Here is a 15,583-nt window from a genome sequence, read left to right as displayed (position 1 = left end):
GATTAAAATTTGTATTTTGTAATTTATTTCACGGATTTCTCATTTATGTAAAAATAAAAGAGAAATTTCCATGAAAAATGAAGAGTTTTGCGTATTTCTATTTAAAGCACCTTCTAACTCAGTGGATTAATTCCTCTTTTTACTCTAAAGTGGTAGACTATCGTACATAATAAACCGTTTTTTAAGGAGTAGAGTCCATGTCTGTAATGAAACAGTTCTTTCGCAGTGCTTTTCAGGTTACGCCTTTTGTCTTAGCGAATACGATTATTTTTATCCCTTATTTTTTGTTTTTGAGTTTGAATAAAGGCGCGGTATTAGAAGCAGTTTTGCCCTTTGTTTTGTTTTATACGTTTCGGATGACAGGTATTTTTCTTTTGAAAAGTTTTCGGTTGTCTTTATCAAGCTTTACTATTTTAATTATCGCAATATTGTCAGGAGGCGCTGGAAGCTTAATCGGTATTATGGGACAATTTTATTTTCCTTTGTATCTAATTTCTGCGGTGTTCGTAGGATTGAGTGCTTCTTGGCTGCCTGCTGCAAATACTACAGTAAATTTTCATGAAAAGCAGCAAGGAACCGCATTGTCTATTAAGAATAAATATCTCTATATTTTGTTGATATTAGGGGGCTTACTTGCGTCGTTAGCACTGGGAAACGAATGGCGGATTCCATTGGTTTTTGCGGAGTATACTTTGCTATATGTGGGCGCTTACCATACAGTGACACATTATGCTGACTACGTGATTGACTTTAATGAGGTGGATCAGCAGACTATCTCTATAAAGGAATTATTTCTTTTCTTTTTCTTTTTTATTTTGCTATTGCTGATTCGTTCAGCTCGGTTGCTATTTGAGCCTGATTTGCTGACCATGGCGATCATTGTTTTTTCAGTTGTTTTTATCTTGGCAGCATGGTTATTCAATCGTCAGCGGAAAAATTGGCAGCTGCCTCTCTGGTTGAATTTATTGACCTTTGGTAATGGAATGTGTATGAATTTTGTTTTTTTATTCGGTACTTTTTATGTAGCATTGCGATTTGGCGCTGCGTATTTGGTCTTACGTTTGTACATTCCTTATATTTTGGGCGTGCTGGCAGCAGCGCTATTTATACGACTACTTTATCAGCTTTTGCCAAAATTTGAACCGAAAGTCATTCATGCAGGAGCTTATATTATTTCATTATTCTTGTTGCTGTTTCCTTCTTTCTTTTCGCTTGGTGTCTTTTTCCTAAGCTGCAGTATGAATGCAACTAGCAGCTTTTTGAATCGAGTGTATTATCAAGAAACGATACTGCCTAAAGAAAGCCGGATTATCACTAAATACAGTACGCAAACAAAGGGCAGTATTACACATCAGCTGCTTTTAATGAGTGTTCTTTGGCTGATGGTCAAAGAAGAGCATTTGCCGGTTCAGGTAGTCTTACAAATTACTGCCCACCAAGCAAACAGCGCTACAGCAATTCAGCTTGTGGAAGTGATTCATTTGTTGAGCGTGAGCGCATTGCTGTTGTTTTTTGGCGTTGTTTTCTTCAAATCATGGAAAGAGTCTTGAAAATCATGTGAAAACACTAAAAAAGCACAAGAGATTATTAAAGATATTATAAAACTTGAACTGGTTGTGTGTGTAATATGGTAAAATAAAAAATAGTTTACAAGTAGAGGAGATTTTTCATGAAACAACGTGGATTCGAAGTTATTTCTAAGTATAAAGAGCAAGGCATTGTGCTTCCAGAACGAGCAACAAGAGGTGCAGCAGGCTACGATTTTCAAGCAGCAGAAACTGTTACAGTACCAAGTATTTGGCAGCTGCAGTCACAAGGGATTGCACCAAAACCTGTATTGGTTAAAACCGGAATCAAAGCTTATATGGCTGAAAATGAATATTTAGAGTTAGTCAGCCGGTCCTCCAATCCATTGAAGCGCTTTTTAATGCTGGCTAATGGTGTGGGCGTTATTGACAGTGATTACTATAATAATGAAGGCAATGAAGGCCATATCATGTTTCAGTTCTTAAACTTTGGTTATGAAGAAATGGTCATCGAAAAAGGGGAGCGTATCGGTCAGGGGATCTTTAAGCCTTTTCTTTTAGCAGACGAGGATCGTGTGGAAAATGAGCGCATCGGTGGTTTCGGTTCTTCAGGCACAAATTAAGCCTATTTTTGTCTAATATAAAAGGTTAGTTTTAGTCAGGACTATAGATTATATGATAAAATAATAGAATATAGAGACGAGGGGATGACGCATGGCTAAAAAAGCGAAAGTTCAATTTGAATGTCAAACTTGCGGGTATATTTCCCCGAAATATTTAGGCCGTTGCCCGAATTGTGGTCAATGGAATACTATGACAGAAGAAGTAATTCAGGATACGTCGGATCGGCGGACACGTGTTAGTCTAACCGGTAAAAAGACACAGCCTCAGCGTCTGGCAGAAGTAGTCCCTAAAAAGGAACCTAGAGTCAAGACGAAGATGATGGAGCTTAATCGGGTGCTAGGCGGCGGTGTGGTTCCCGGTTCTATGGTATTGATCGGCGGCGATCCCGGTATTGGTAAGTCTACGCTACTTTTACAAGTATCACAGCAGTTAGCCGAAATCGGCGGCAAGGTTCTTTATGTTTCTGGAGAAGAAAGCGCTGAACAAATCAAAATGCGAGCGGAACGTTTAAGTGCTATTGATACAGAATTTTATTTGTATGCTGAAACAGATATGCATGAAATTGCCAGAGCGATCGAGAATCTCGAGCCGGATTATGTCATTATCGACTCAATACAAACGATGACACAGCCGGATGTTACAAGTGTAGCCGGCAGTGTAAGTCAGGTGAGAGAAACAACGGCCGAGCTGTTGAAGATCGCTAAGACCAATGGTATTGCTATCTTTATTGTAGGACATGTGACCAAAGAAGGTTCTATTGCCGGTCCTCGAATGCTGGAGCATATGGTTGATACTGTGCTTTACTTTGAAGGCGAGAAGCATCATACCTTCCGAATTTTGCGAGCAGTGAAAAATCGGTTCGGGTCAACGAACGAGATTGGCATTTTTGAGATGCGGGAGCAGGGCTTGGAAGAAGTAGCCAATCCGTCTCAAGTATTTCTGGAAGAACGGCTGGCTGACGCGACTGGTTCTGCCATTGTGGTAGCGATGGAAGGAACCCGACCGATTTTAGTGGAAGTGCAAGCATTGGTGACACCTACGATGTTCGGCAACGCCAAGCGTACAACAACTGGTTTGGATTTTAATCGTGTGTCTTTGATTATGGCTGTTCTAGAAAAACGAGCAGGCTTGCTTTTACAGAATCAAGATGCCTATTTAAAGGCTGCCGGCGGCGTAAAAATAAATGAACCGGCGATTGATTTAGCCGTAGCTGTCAGCATTGCCTCCAGTTATAAAGAAACGGGGACAAAGCCGACGGAGTGTTTTATCGGAGAAATTGGTTTGACTGGTGAAATTCGGCGAGTCAGCAGTATTGAACAGCGTGTTCGAGAAGCACAGAAGCTGGGCTTTACCAAAGTTTATTTACCAAAGAATAATTTGGGCGGCTGGACGCCTCCTAAAGGCATTGAAATTATTGGCGTTGCCACTATTGGAGAAACGCTGAGAAAAGTATTTCGCTAAATGATAAAATGAGGAAGTGCGGCGGCTGCAAGGTTCAGGCAGATATCCGCTCCTCATTTTTACAAAGAATATATTTATATTGGAGGATGAATCTATGCAAAAACGTGTCATTACGTTGCTGATGATCGTTGCCGGTGCAAGCCTGGGTATTTCGTTATTACCAATGGCTTGGGAAATGGCAAATCAGGCAGATAATGTATGGCTGAACAATAACTTTACAAATAGTCTAATTGGAGCACTTATTTTCTTTATTTTATCTTTAGGACTCGCTAAGTATATTGTTTCAGGTGTTAAAAAGATCGAAATGACTTTAAATGAAATGAGCTTGACCTATCTCTTGTTTGGGAGTGTCGGCGCTATTCTGGGCTTAATTTTAGGGGTAATTATTTCAATTCCTATGTATAATTTGAATATTCCTTTTGTGAACAGTGTCCTGCCGATTTTAGTAATGATTATTTTCGGTTATTTAGGTTTTCGCATGGGAACCACTAGAATTGATGAGTGGCGGAAAATTTTCACTACGAAGCAAAAGAAAGCAGCGACTGAATCAGAAGGAGAAGTCCTTGAACGTAAGGTTGAAGATAATTTCCATAAGTACAAAATTTTAGATACCAGTGTGATCATTGATGGTAGAATTTATGATATTGCCAAAAGCGGATTTTTAGAAGGCGTTATTTTAATTCCTAATTTTGTGTTGTATGAGCTGCAATATATCGCGGATTCCGGGGATAGCTTGAAGCGTGTAAGAGGTCGTCGTGGACTGGATATTTTAAATGCTCTGCAAAAAGAAGATGGTATCTCTGTTGAAATGTACGACGGGGACTTTGAAGATATTTCCGAAGTTGACAGTAAATTAATCAAATTGGCGAAGCTTTTGGATGGTGTCGTTGTAACAAATGACTATAATTTGAACAAGGTTTCAGAATTTCAAAATGTGCCAGTACTAAATATTAATGCATTAGCTAATGCCGTAAAACCAGTTGTGATTCCCGGTGAAACGATGAATGTCATGGTTGTAAAGGCCGGGACGGAGCGTCAACAAGGTGTTGCATATCTGGATGATGGTACGATGGTCGTCGTTGAGGACGGACAACATTATATGAACAAGCATATTTCTGTCGTTGTTACCAGTGCTTTACAAACAGCTGCTGGACGGATGATTTTTGCCAAACCTGCTCATTCTGGACGTGGAATTAATGACAGAGAAGACAGTAAAGCCAATGAGAAGAGCTAAAAATAAAGATGCGGCGCTGGATTATGAGGTGATTTTACTTGCTGCAGGGCAGGGGAAGCGAATGGGCGCCGGACGTAATAAAATTTTGCTGCATTTAGTAGGTAAACCAGTAATTGCTTATTCTCTTACGACTTTTTTAAGTGATCCGGCCTGCAAGCACGTAATTTTAGTAGCGCAGGATGATGAAAAAGGATTGCTTCAAGCTATGATCAAAAAGGAAATAAAGAAAAAAACTATACCTATTACGATCGTTGCTGGAGGCTGCGAACGTCAATATAGCGTTTTTAATGGGTTAAAAGCCTTAGATAATCCGCAAAATATTGTAATGGTACATGACGGTGCCAGACCTTTTGTCACACTGAAACAATTAAAAAAACTACATAAAAGGGTGCGTGAAACCAGAGCAGCTATTCTCGGTGTTCCCGTTAAAGATACTATTAAACGAGTAGTAAATGGCATCGTTGCTGAAACCGTTCCACGTGAAACATTGTGGCAAATTCAAACCCCACAGGTTTTTTATGGCGAAGATCTGCTGTCCGTTCATTTACGCGCAAAAGAAGAAGAATTTCTGGGAACAGACGAAGCATCATTGATTGAAAAATATAGTGATTTGCCGGTTTCAATGGTATTGGGCAGCTATGAAAATATTAAGCTGACCACACCGGAGGACATGATTACGGGTGAATCTATCGTAAAAAGAAAAAGAAGCTAGGTGATAAGATGATACGTATTGGACAAGGATTTGATGTTCATCAATTGGTTGAAGGTCGCAAATTGATAATCGGCGGAGTAGAGTTACCTTTTGAAAAAGGGCTTTTAGGACATTCAGATGCGGATGTGCTGTTACATGCAATTACGGATGCTCTTTTAGGCGCTGCCGGCTTGGGGGACATCGGACATTTGTTTCCCGACACAGATCCGAACTTCAAGGATGCCGATTCAATCAAATTATTAGCAGAAGCTTATCAAAAAGTTTCCGCTGCTGCCTTTACTATTGGCAATATTGATTGTACAATTCTAGCAGAGCAACCTAAAATGAAACCTTATTTGGAACAAATGAAAAAAAATATCGCAGTCGCTTGTCAGATTGAAACAAGTCAGATCAATTTAAAAGCAACAACGATGGAAAAAATGGGCTTCATTGGCCATGAAGAAGGTATGGGAGCGATTGCGGTCGCTTTACTCGAAAAATAGAAAGAGGAATGCACAATGACAAAAGTACGTGTACGTTATGCACCGAGCCCGACAGGACATCTGCATATCGGGAATGCAAGAACAGCGTTATTCAATTATTTATTCGCTCGTCACAATGATGGTGACTTCATTATTCGGATTGAAGATACAGACCAAAAAAGAAATATTGAAGACGGCGAAAAAAGCCAGCTGGAAAACTTAGCATGGTTAGGTATGGACTGGGATGAGTCACCTGAAAAGCCTGGCGAATATGGGCCTTATCGCCAATCTGAACGCGGTGAAATTTATCAGCCGCTTATCGACCAATTACTAGTAAGCAATCGTGCCTACAAATGTTATTGTACTGAAGAAGAGCTTGAAGCAGAAAGAGAAGCACAGCGCGCTCGCGGTGAAATGCCTCATTATGCTGGAAAGTGTGCGCACTTAACACCTTCAGAACAAGCGGAAAAAGAAGCACAGGGCCTACAGCCGGTGGTACGTTTCCGCGTGCCGAGAAATACCTCTTATACATTTAATGATATTGTGAAAGGTGAAATTGTCTTCGAATCAGATAATATTGGCGGCGATTTTGTTATTCAAAAACGTGACGGCATGCCAACCTACAATTTTGCGGTAGCGGTTGACGATCACATGATGAAAATTACCCATGTCTTGCGTGGTGACGATCATATTGCCAATACTCCAAAACAGTTAATGGTTTATGAAGCTTTTGGCTGGAAAGCACCGATTTTCGGACATATGACCTTAATCATTAATTCAGAAACTGGGAAGAAGCTAAGCAAACGGGATGAATCTATCCTGCAGTTTATCGAACAGTATCGTGAATTAGGCTATTTACCAGAAGCAATGTTTAACTTTACAGCATTATTGGGGTGGTCACCGGTCGGAGAAGATGAAATCTTTTCTCAAGATGAGCTGATTAAGATTTTTGATCCAGAACGTTTAAGCAAATCCCCAGCGGCCTTTGATGCTAAAAAGCTGGAATGGGTAAATAATCAATATATTAAACAGTTAGATTTAGACGTTTTAACGAATATGTGTATTCCTTACTTAGCAGCAGACGGACGCATTGAAACAGCTCCTAGCGCTGAAAAGCTGGAATGGCTGAAAAAAGTTGTTCGTTTGTATCAACCGCAAATGAGCTATGCGGCTGAAATCGTTTCTTTATCCGAATTATTCTTTAATGAACATCCTGTCTTGGATGATGCAGCAAAGGAAGTGCTGGCTGGCGAAACAGTGCCGCAAGTATTAAAAGCCTTTAAGGCACAGCTTGAAGCAATGGAAGTAGTCGATGTTCAAAACATTAAAGCTGGTATCAAAGCTGTTCAAAAAGAAACTGGCGTTAAAGGGAAAAATCTTTTCATGCCAATTCGTGTAGCGGTTTCCGGACAAATGCACGGTCCGGAACTTGGAGATACGATTGAATTATTAGGCAAAGAAAAAGCCTTGGATCATTTAAATAAAGTACTATAATAAAAATATAATGATAAGAAGAAGTAAAAAAGGATTGGTCTTTAGAGAAGCTGTGGCTGGTGAAAACAGTTGTCCATCTTTTTTGAAATGCATCTTTGAATAGTTTCGGCGATATGTAGCTGAAAACGGCCAACAACCGTTATCTGTTTAGAGGCAGGGTATCGCTCTGCGAAAAAAAGTGGAACCACGTGTAAACGTCTTTTGATTGGATTTAGTCCGATTGAAAGACGTTTTTTATTTACAACGACCAATGTGAAAGAATTCAAAAAGAAAGGAAATAAAGTCTATGGAATGGCTAAAAAAAGCAGTTGCGGCAATTAAAAAGAATGATCCGGCTGCCCGTTCAACAGCGGAAGCTTTACTTACATATCCAGGCCTGCACGCCTTGTTTTGGCATCGCTTTTCTCATTTCTTGTATCGTCATCATCTGTTTTTGCTGGCGAAGATTCATGCACAGTTCTGGCGCTTTATCACAGGAATTGAGATCCATCCCGGTGCACAGATTGCTTCTGGTGTATTTATTGACCATGGTATGGGCATTGTTATTGGGCAGACAGCCGAGATAGAAGAAGATGTCGTGTTGTTTCATGGAGTGACCTTAGGTGGAACTGGGAAAGATGTCGGCAAACGCCATCCTACAGTCAAAAAAGGTGCAATGATTCATGCACATGCGCAAATTTTGGGACCAGTGACGATTGGCGAGCGAGCAAAAATTGGAGCATCTGCCGTTGTTTTGACAGACATTCCAGATGATGCAACTGCTGTTGGTGTACCTGCAAAGGTTGTACGGATAAAAGGAAAGAAAGTAGAGGGGAAATAATGATTCAGATTTATAATACATTAACGAGAGAAAAGGAACTATTTAAGCCGATAGAAGACGGCAAAGTGCGGATGTATGTTTGCGGACCGACTGTTTATAATTATATTCATATCGGCAATGCTCGCAGCTCTATTGCGTTTGATACGGTGCGTCGCTATTTTGAATACCGTGGCTATGAAGTGAATTATGTATCTAATTTTACGGATGTGGATGACAAAATCATTCGAGCAGCGAAGGAATTGGGAATTACCGCACCAGAAGTGGCGGAACGCTTTATTCATGCGTTTGAAGAAGACACCAACGCACTCAATGTAAAACCGGCAACCTGCCATCCGCGGGTAATGGATCACATGGAAGATATTTTGGCGTTTATTCAAGTGTTAATCGATAAAGGCTATGCTTATGAAGCACAAGGCGATATTTATTACCGCACTCGAAAATTCGCAGGCTACGGCAAGCTTAGTCATCAATCTATTGATGAATTGGAAATCGGAGCTAGTCAGCGAACCGGCAGTGAACAGGAGCTAAAAGAAGATCCTTTAGATTTTGCTTTATGGAAAAGCGCGAAAGCGGACGAAATTTCCTGGGAATCACCTTGGGGAGCAGGACGTCCCGGCTGGCATATTGAGTGTTCTGTTATGGCAACAAAGCATTTAGGTGATACAATTGATATCCACGGAGGCGGACAGGATTTAGAGTTTCCTCATCATGAAAATGAAATCGCGCAAAGTGAAGCTAAAACGGAACAGCCCTTTGCAAATTATTGGATGCACAATGGCTATGTAACGATTGGCGAGGATGATCAAAAAATGAGTAAGTCGCTGGGGAATTTTGTGACAGTTCACGAATTGACACAGCAAATTGATCCGCAGGTCTTGCGCTTTTTCATGGCGACAACACAATACCGGCGCCCGATTCGCTACAATGAAACTACGCTAAAAGAAGCAGAAGTGAATTTACAAAAACTAAGAAATGCCTACGAAAATCTCTCCTTTAGAAAAGCTTCTGCACAAGCAGAGCTCGCTGAAGACGAAGCTAAGCTGACAGAGCTAAATACTTTAGAAGCACGCTTTACAGCTGAAATGGATGATGATTTTAACGCAGCTAACGGAATTACAGTCGTATACGAATTAGCGAAATGGCTGAATCAATACAGTGAACAAGCAGCTGTTTCTGCAGTAGTTGTTGCTGCTGCATTGGAGAAATTCAGTCAATGGTTGAGTATTTTCGGCATCTTCTTTTTAACAGAGGAACTGCTGGATGATGAGATTGACCAATTAATCGAAGAACGGAATCAAGCCCGCAAAGATCGTAATTTTGCCCGCAGTGATGAAATCCGCGATTTGCTAAAAGATAAAGGAATAACCTTGGAAGATACAGCTCAAGGAACTAGATGGAGAAGAAGTGAATGAGAGATTACACGCAATTAAACGGTTTGGCGCTGGCGTATGTTGGGGATGCGATTTATGAAATTTACATCCGAGACTTTCTTGTGGAACAAGGACAAACTAAGCCGAATACGCTGCATCGCATGGCGACTCATTATGTTTCTGCCAAAGCGCAGGCATTTTTAGTACAGGCAATGCTGGCTGAAAACATTTTAACGGAAAATGAAGAAATCATGTATAAACGAGGACGCAATGCTAAAAGTCATACTTCTGCTAAAAATGCGGATATCACTACGTATCGAGTCGCTACCGGCTTTGAATCATTGATGGGCTATCTACATTTAACCAAGCAAACTGAACGCCTTGAAGAGCTGATCGCGTGGTGTATCAAAAAAGTAGGTGAAGAAAATGAGAAATGAAAAAAAGCGTGGATTTAAAGGTAGCAAGCCACCTAAAAAACAAACGCACAAAAAAGAAGTAATACAAGAGCAGCCGCAAAGTCAGGAAGCGGTTGAAGCAAATTTCGTATTCGGAAATCACGCCACCGTTGAGGCTATTCAACAAGGCCGCGGTAATAAATTATTTCTGCAGGAAGACAGCAAAGGAGAAAAGGTGGAGCATTTAAAGCTGTTAGCCAAAGAGCATGCAGTGCCTGTTAAATGGGTGCCAAAACAAAAGCTTGATACAATGAGCGATCATGGCGTTCACCAAGGTATTGTATTAGCTATTACAGCCTATGAATACTTGTCTTTGGATGAATTGCTGGAACAAACCAAAGAACGTACTGAAATGCCCTTTTTCTTAATTTTAGATAGCTTGGAAGATCCGCATAATTTTGGGTCTATTTTAAGAACAGCTGATGCGACAGGTGTGGACGGCATCATTATCCCAAAACACCGAGCAGTTGGCATTACGCCAGTTGTCACGAAAGCATCAACCGGAGCTGTTGAATATATTCCAGTGGCACGTGTAACGAATTTAACGCAGACGATTGCTACTTTAAAGGAAAACAGCTTTTGGATTTTCGGAACAGATATGTCGGGAACGGATTATCGTCAGTGGAATACCCAAGGAGCTATCGCGCTTATTATCGGTAATGAAGGCCGTGGCATGAGTCAGGGCTTACGGAAAGAAGTGGATGAATTATTGACGATTCCGATGACTGGACATGTACAGAGTCTAAATGCAGGTGTAGCGGCCGGCTTATTGATGTATGAAGTTTTCCGCGGGCGTAATCCGCTATAGCTTAGTAAAACAGAACAGAGGCAAACCGTTTTTTTGCTTCTGTTCTCGCTTTTAATGAAAGAAGGTGACGAAGGAGAATGAAAAAGCAATTATTGATTGTTGACGGCTATAACATGATTGGTTCGTGGCCGGAGCTAGTGCAGCTCAAAAAGCAAAATAAATTGGAAGATGCCAGGGAGGTTCTGTTGCAGCGCTTGTCGAATTACGCGAAATACGAGGCATTGGAAGTAATCGTTGTTTTTGATGCGCAATTAGTCCCGGGAATTCAGCAAACATATAAAAAATACCATTCGACTGTTGTCTTTACAAAAGAAGAGGAAACAGCAGACAGCTACATAGAACGGATCGCAGGAGAAAAAAACGATCGTTTAACACAAGTGACCGTGGCAACGAGTGATTTAGCAGAGCAGTGGCTGGTTTTTTCTAAAGGTGCTTTGCGGACCTCAGCAAACGAATTATACAAAACAATTCAAAAAACAGAGCGAACCATCGCTGTTCATGCAACAGACATTCATTTTCAGGATTTTCGTCGAAATTCACCTTGGAATGTAGAACAATTATCAAAATTGTCCGATAAATTAGACGAATTATCCAAAAATAAAGATTAATTATCTTATTTAGTCTACTTTTAATTTGTATTATGCTACGCTTTTTTTAAACGCTCTTCTTTGGTAAAAGAGCGTTTAAAAGGAGGAGAATGGTTTGAAAGAGTATGAAGACATTTTAAAGGGAGACACGTCGGCGTTTGATTCTTTATATCGGGAGTATCATCCGATTGTTTACAAGTTTCAAAAGAAGTACTATATCAAGGATTTTGATCGGGAAGACTGGCTGCAGGAGGGACGCATTATTTTTTATCGTTCTTTGGAAAAATATGAAAGCGGTCATCAGATAACGATTGGTCAGTTTTTTAAATTAAATTTTGAAAATCACATTCGCAGTTTAATTAGAAAACAATGTGCTTTTAAACGGACGATCGATGTACATGCTACCTCTTTGGATCAAAAAATAGAGAATCAGGGAGAATCTTTTTTTGATTATATGGGGACTGAAGAAGCAGATGTATTAGATCAAATGATCATCAGAGAAAAGCTGGAACAGCTGCCGACCGTATTGTCGCCATTCGAGAAAGCGACCTTTCAAGAATATGTAAGCGGTAAGGAGCTGGATCAGATTGTCAAAGATGCTCAAAGTGAAGAACGTATCATCAGAGGCGCCTATGATCGAGCCAAGAAAAAGCTAAAATCTATTATCTATGATTGAATGAGAATTCCCAGTATTTTCACATCAAATAATTATCAATTTCTGAAACATAATTAGTTGCAATTAACTTTGTGCTATGGTAAACTTGATATTTTTATTAATATGTGCTACACTGTATTATGAGGTGAGTGCAATGCCAACAACTTTAGCGTCAATTAAAAAAGATCTAGAATGTCGTATCGGCAGCAAAATCACATTAGTTGCTCAGACCGGCAGAAAGCGTCAAACTGAACGTAAAGGTATTTTAACTGAAACATATCCATCTGTTTTCGTTGTAGATTTAGATCCTGACGAAAACTCTTTCGAAAGAGTTTCATACAGCTATTCTGATGTGTTGACACGCACAGTAGAGATCGAATTTGTGAGTGAAGCAGTCTAAAGAATGAAAAAAATAGGATTAGAATGAAGGTCGTTGCGCCCTTTATTCTAGTCCTATTTTTATACATCATTAAACACGCTTATAAATTAATCTCCTGAAAATGAAAGTCAATCTTTCTCTTTAAGACAAGTTCTTCAATTCCGGCTTCCGTTAATTGAATGGCACGAGAAGCTCCATGCCGTTTAATCCAATTTTTTCTAAAAAACAAGTCCGTCAATTCTTTTCCCAGGCTGCCGGCAAGATGATACTGGCGCTCGCTCCAATCCAGACATTTACGACAAAAGACACGCTTCGCCCGCTGACTTTTCTCAAGATCAATTCCCCAGTCCGACAAAAAGGCAGCTCCCGCCGTGGTTAATTCAAGCTCTTCCGTTGAGTTGAACTGCAAATAGCCGTTTTCTATCAGCCAGAAAGTAACAGATACACCAATTTTTCCTGCTAAATGATCGTAGCAGGTTCTGCCATTATACAAGTGAATATTTTCTATTTTTTGACTTAAATAACGAATGTTTTTCTTAGGGGCAACGGTAGACAGCTGCTCTATGATTTCAGCGACTTCCGCATTTACTAAGCGATAATAATGAAAGCGGCCGGACTTTTCTTCCTTCACCCAATAAAGCTCTTTTAGCTTTTTAAGGTGGTAGCTAGCCGTTTGCTGCTTGATTTGAGCGGCTCTAGCTAATTCATTGACAGTATAACGTTCGCCAGTCATCAGAGAAGTGAGAATTATACTTCTCGATTGATCCGAAAGCAGTTCAGCTACTTTAAATACGTCCACTTGTTTTTGCATTCATAGTCTCCTTTTTTAAATACATGTAGTATTATTGTAAAAGAAATATAGATCTATTTCTATCGATATATAGAATTTGTTCCAAAAAACTGGCAATTTTTTAACTAATATATACTTCTTTAGCAACATATGATAGAATTTAAAAGATTGTGAAGTTGGATGATAGGTAAAAATAGATAGGTGAAAATGAATGGAAATCATAGAAAAAGCACCCGCAAAAATTAATCTGGGGTTGGATGCTCTCTATAAACGTAAAGACGGGTATCATGAATTGGAAATGGTGATGGCAAGTGTAGACTTGGCTGATCGTTTAATTTTTGAGCCATTGGAAGAAAATAAAATTGTAATCGAAACAACGAACTCTTTTTTACCGGTTGATCGCAGGAATCATGTTTATCAAGCGGCTGAACTGCTTAAAAATACCTTTCAATTAAAATATGGGGTTCGTATTACTATAGAAAAGAAGGTACCTGTGGCCGCAGGTCTTGCTGGAGGCAGCAGTGATTGCGCTGCGGCTTTACGTGGACTGAACCGGCTTTGGTCCTTGGACTTATCGTTGGAAGAGTTAGCTGAACTGGGAAGCCAAATTGGGTCGGATGTACCTTATTGCATTTATGGCGGTACAGCGTTTGTGACAGGACGTGGGGAGAAGATCGAATTTTTACCTGCGATGCCGCAATGCTGGGTCGTTTTGGTTAAGCCCAGAATGAGTGTATCGACGAGTTCGATTTTCGGCAGCTTATCCTTCAACAGTATTGAACATCCGGATATTGTCGGCTTAAGACAGGCTGTTGAAGCCAATGACTACCAGCTGATGACGGAACGAATCGGGAATGCACTGGAAGGTGTGACCATTAAGCGGCACCCAGTAATTCAGCAAATTAAAGATCGGATGCTTAGTTATGGTGCAGATGCGGCTTTAATGAGTGGTAGCGGGCCAACGGTGTTTGCTTTGTGTGAAAAAAGAACACGAGCGCAGCGGATTTACAACGGCTTAAAAGGCTTTTGTGATGAAGTTTATCTTGTTCGCACGCTAAAATAAATAAGTGATGAGGGAAGTCAGTTGGTGAAAGGACTTTCCTTTTTTCTATAGAAAAAAGTTTTCTTCATTTTTTACTTGACGGTTATTGCTCCTTCTGTTAAATTAGTTCTTGCTGGTAAATCGTAAATGTTACGATTTGTCATAAGTAAATCGGAATGGAGCTAATTATATGAGAAAAAATAGTTGGAAATACATGCTAGGCTTAGCAGCAATTGCCGGTCTTTTTCTATTGACTGCCTGTGGGCAAAAAAATACCTCTGAAAAAAAAGAAGAAAAGGACAAGATCACTGTTGTCGCTACCTTTTATCCAATGTACGATTTCGCTAAAAATGTGGTAGGTGATGCAGGTGATGTACAGATGTTAATTCCTGCGGGAACAGAACCGCACGATTATGAACCAAGTGCCAAAGATATTGCTAAAATTACAGACGCGGATGCTCTTGTATATAATAGTAATGAGCTGGAAACCTGGGTAAAAGATACTATTGAAAATGTTGATCAAAAGCAGGTCGCAGTAGTTGAAGCCGCTAAAAACATCCATTTGATGTCAGGAGAAGCACATGAAGAAGACACGGATGAAGCGCACGATCACGATCACGATCACGACCACGAGCATGAATTAGATCCTCACGTTTGGCTGGATCCTGTTCTGGCTCAAAAAGAAGTTGAAACGATTCGCGATGCACTTGTGAAAAAATTTCCAGAGAAAAAAGCTGAGTTTGAGAAAAATACTTCGGCTTATTTACAAAAGCTAGCGGATTTAGATCAAGAATACCAAGAGGCGTTTGCTAACGCTAAAAATAAAACCTTTGTCACCCAACATGCAGCGTTCGGCTATTTAGCTAAACAATATGGGTTGACACAAGAATCAATTGCCGGGATTTCTCCTGATCAGGAGCCTTCACCAAGTAGATTGGCAGAATTGAAAAAATATATTAAAGAAAACAACGTAAAAGTTATTTATTTTGAAGAATCTGCTTCTTCTAAGGTAGCCAACACATTAGCCAGTGAAACAGGTGTAGAATTAGCTGTGCTAAATCCGTTAGAAGGAATTACTACTAAAGAACAAGAGCAAGGCGAGAATTATCTTTCTGTGATGAAAGCCAATCTTGAAGCACTGCAAAAAACAATTAAATAGAAGTTC

Annotated in this window: 17 protein-coding genes and 1 other annotated feature; of the genes, 16 read left to right on the top strand and 1 reads right to left on the bottom strand. The window is 40.1% G+C overall.

The window, feature by feature from the left end; translation table 11 throughout:
- Nucleotides 1-197: 197 nt before the first annotated feature.
- The 14 genes from ABH902_RS11425 (at nt 198) to ABH902_RS11360 (ending at nt 12,607) form a co-directional block, all read left to right on the top strand.
- Nucleotides 198-1,550, top strand: a complete 1,353-nt coding sequence (locus ABH902_RS11425; protein WP_404590845.1) for a hypothetical protein — start codon at nt 198-200, stop codon at nt 1,548-1,550.
- A gap of 119 nt (nt 1,551-1,669) precedes the next feature.
- Nucleotides 1,670-2,149 carry a dUTP diphosphatase gene (locus tag ABH902_RS11420; RefSeq protein ID WP_404590844.1) on the top strand — a complete coding sequence of 160 codons (480 nt, stop codon included), beginning with the start codon at nt 1,670-1,672 and terminating at the stop codon, nt 2,147-2,149.
- A gap of 91 nt (nt 2,150-2,240) precedes the next feature.
- Nucleotides 2,241-3,611, top strand: coding sequence for a DNA repair protein RadA (gene radA / locus ABH902_RS11415; RefSeq protein WP_404590843.1), 1,371 nt, complete (start codon nt 2,241-2,243; stop codon nt 3,609-3,611).
- Nucleotides 3,612-3,705: 94 nt separating this feature from the next.
- Complete coding sequence (locus ABH902_RS11410; protein ID WP_404590842.1) at nt 3,706-4,845, top strand: PIN/TRAM domain-containing protein; 1,140 nt, start codon at nt 3,706-3,708, stop codon at nt 4,843-4,845.
- Nucleotides 4,808-5,557: a 2-C-methyl-D-erythritol 4-phosphate cytidylyltransferase gene (ispD, locus tag ABH902_RS11405; RefSeq protein ID WP_404590841.1), complete on the top strand. Its 750-nt coding sequence runs from the start codon at nt 4,808-4,810 to the stop codon at nt 5,555-5,557. Before ABH902_RS11410 ends, ispD begins: the two co-directional genes overlap by 38 nt.
- A gap of 8 nt (nt 5,558-5,565) precedes the next feature.
- Complete coding sequence (gene ispF / locus ABH902_RS11400) at nt 5,566-6,039, top strand: 2-C-methyl-D-erythritol 2,4-cyclodiphosphate synthase (RefSeq protein ID WP_404590840.1); 474 nt, start codon at nt 5,566-5,568, stop codon at nt 6,037-6,039.
- A gap of 15 nt (nt 6,040-6,054) precedes the next feature.
- Complete coding sequence (gltX, locus tag ABH902_RS11395) at nt 6,055-7,512, top strand: glutamate--tRNA ligase (protein WP_404590839.1); 1,458 nt, start codon at nt 6,055-6,057, stop codon at nt 7,510-7,512.
- Between the two features lies 1 nt (nt 7,513).
- Nucleotides 7,514-7,717 (top strand) — a binding site (T-box leader).
- 81 nt (nt 7,718-7,798) lie between these two features.
- Nucleotides 7,799-8,332 (top strand): serine O-acetyltransferase EpsC, encoded by a 534-nt coding sequence (gene epsC, locus ABH902_RS11390; RefSeq protein ID WP_404590838.1) that lies wholly within the window; start codon nt 7,799-7,801, stop codon nt 8,330-8,332.
- Entirely contained in the window at nt 8,332-9,744 is a 1,413-nt protein-coding gene (gene cysS / locus ABH902_RS11385) for a cysteine--tRNA ligase (protein ID WP_404590837.1), read from the top strand. The genes epsC and cysS overlap by 1 nt, the downstream gene beginning before the upstream one ends.
- Entirely contained in the window at nt 9,741-10,139 is a 399-nt protein-coding gene (locus ABH902_RS11380; RefSeq protein WP_404590836.1) for a Mini-ribonuclease 3, read from the top strand. The genes cysS and ABH902_RS11380 overlap by 4 nt, the downstream gene beginning before the upstream one ends.
- Nucleotides 10,129-10,965 (top strand): 23S rRNA (guanosine(2251)-2'-O)-methyltransferase RlmB, encoded by an 837-nt coding sequence (gene rlmB / locus ABH902_RS11375; RefSeq protein ID WP_404590835.1) that lies wholly within the window; start codon nt 10,129-10,131, stop codon nt 10,963-10,965. The genes ABH902_RS11380 and rlmB overlap by 11 nt, the downstream gene beginning before the upstream one ends.
- Nucleotides 10,966-11,042: 77 nt before the next feature.
- Nucleotides 11,043-11,573, top strand: coding sequence for an NYN domain-containing protein (locus ABH902_RS11370; RefSeq protein WP_404590834.1), 531 nt, complete (start codon nt 11,043-11,045; stop codon nt 11,571-11,573).
- A 94-nt stretch (nt 11,574-11,667) separates the two neighbouring features.
- Nucleotides 11,668-12,228, top strand: coding sequence for a sigma-70 family RNA polymerase sigma factor (locus ABH902_RS11365; protein WP_404590833.1), 561 nt, complete (start codon nt 11,668-11,670; stop codon nt 12,226-12,228).
- Nucleotides 12,229-12,361: 133 nt separating this feature from the next.
- Nucleotides 12,362-12,607 carry a Veg family protein gene (locus ABH902_RS11360; protein ID WP_069663217.1) on the top strand — a complete coding sequence of 82 codons (246 nt, stop codon included), beginning with the start codon at nt 12,362-12,364 and terminating at the stop codon, nt 12,605-12,607.
- A gap of 79 nt (nt 12,608-12,686) precedes the next feature.
- Here ABH902_RS11360 and ABH902_RS11355 read toward each other — a convergent pair whose 3' ends face one another.
- A complete protein-coding gene (locus ABH902_RS11355; protein ID WP_404590832.1) occupies nt 12,687-13,397 on the bottom strand; it encodes an ArsR/SmtB family transcription factor in 711 nt (236 codons plus the stop codon).
- A gap of 190 nt (nt 13,398-13,587) precedes the next feature.
- Between ABH902_RS11355 and ispE the strand changes: the two genes are divergently transcribed.
- Nucleotides 13,588-14,439, top strand: coding sequence for a 4-(cytidine 5'-diphospho)-2-C-methyl-D-erythritol kinase (ispE, locus tag ABH902_RS11350; RefSeq protein ID WP_404590831.1), 852 nt, complete (start codon nt 13,588-13,590; stop codon nt 14,437-14,439).
- 169 nt (nt 14,440-14,608) lie between these two features.
- The gene (locus ABH902_RS11345) at nt 14,609-15,577 is read left to right on the top strand and encodes a metal ABC transporter solute-binding protein, Zn/Mn family (protein WP_404590830.1); all 969 of its coding nucleotides are present in this window, start codon (nt 14,609-14,611) and stop codon (nt 15,575-15,577) included.
- The last annotated feature ends 6 nt before the right edge of the window (nt 15,578-15,583 follow it).

The sequence above is a fragment of the Enterococcus sp. UD-01 genome (genome assembly GCF_044909655.1).
In the GTDB taxonomy this organism is placed as follows: Bacteria; Bacillota; Bacilli; order Lactobacillales; family Enterococcaceae; genus Enterococcus_L.
This window is presented reverse-complemented; position numbering and strand designations above follow the sequence as displayed.

Bases quoted from the DNA above. Each gene is read 5' to 3' on its own strand.
- ABH902_RS11355 (WP_404590832.1), bottom strand. From the start codon at position 13,397: ATGCAAAAACAAGTGGACGTATTTAAAGTAGCTGAACTGCTTTCGGAT.
- gltX (WP_404590839.1), top strand. From the start codon at position 6,055: ATGACAAAAGTACGTGTACGTTATGCACCGAGCCCGACAGGACATCTG.
- ispF (WP_404590840.1), top strand. From the start codon at position 5,566: ATGATACGTATTGGACAAGGATTTGATGTTCATCAATTGGTTGAAGGT.
- ispE (WP_404590831.1), top strand. From the start codon at position 13,588: ATGGAAATCATAGAAAAAGCACCCGCAAAAATTAATCTGGGGTTGGAT.
- rlmB (WP_404590835.1), top strand. From the start codon at position 10,129: ATGAGAAATGAAAAAAAGCGTGGATTTAAAGGTAGCAAGCCACCTAAA.
- cysS (WP_404590837.1), top strand. From the start codon at position 8,332: ATGATTCAGATTTATAATACATTAACGAGAGAAAAGGAACTATTTAAG.
- radA (WP_404590843.1), top strand. From the start codon at position 2,241: ATGGCTAAAAAAGCGAAAGTTCAATTTGAATGTCAAACTTGCGGGTAT.
- ABH902_RS11420 (WP_404590844.1), top strand. From the start codon at position 1,670: ATGAAACAACGTGGATTCGAAGTTATTTCTAAGTATAAAGAGCAAGGC.
- ABH902_RS11370 (WP_404590834.1), top strand. From the start codon at position 11,043: ATGAAAAAGCAATTATTGATTGTTGACGGCTATAACATGATTGGTTCG.
- ABH902_RS11425 (WP_404590845.1), top strand. From the start codon at position 198: ATGTCTGTAATGAAACAGTTCTTTCGCAGTGCTTTTCAGGTTACGCCT.
- ABH902_RS11410 (WP_404590842.1), top strand. From the start codon at position 3,706: ATGCAAAAACGTGTCATTACGTTGCTGATGATCGTTGCCGGTGCAAGC.
- ispD (WP_404590841.1), top strand. From the start codon at position 4,808: ATGACAGAGAAGACAGTAAAGCCAATGAGAAGAGCTAAAAATAAAGAT.
- ABH902_RS11360 (WP_069663217.1), top strand. From the start codon at position 12,362: ATGCCAACAACTTTAGCGTCAATTAAAAAAGATCTAGAATGTCGTATC.
- ABH902_RS11380 (WP_404590836.1), top strand. From the start codon at position 9,741: ATGAGAGATTACACGCAATTAAACGGTTTGGCGCTGGCGTATGTTGGG.
- epsC (WP_404590838.1), top strand. From the start codon at position 7,799: ATGGAATGGCTAAAAAAAGCAGTTGCGGCAATTAAAAAGAATGATCCG.
- ABH902_RS11345 (WP_404590830.1), top strand. From the start codon at position 14,609: ATGAGAAAAAATAGTTGGAAATACATGCTAGGCTTAGCAGCAATTGCC.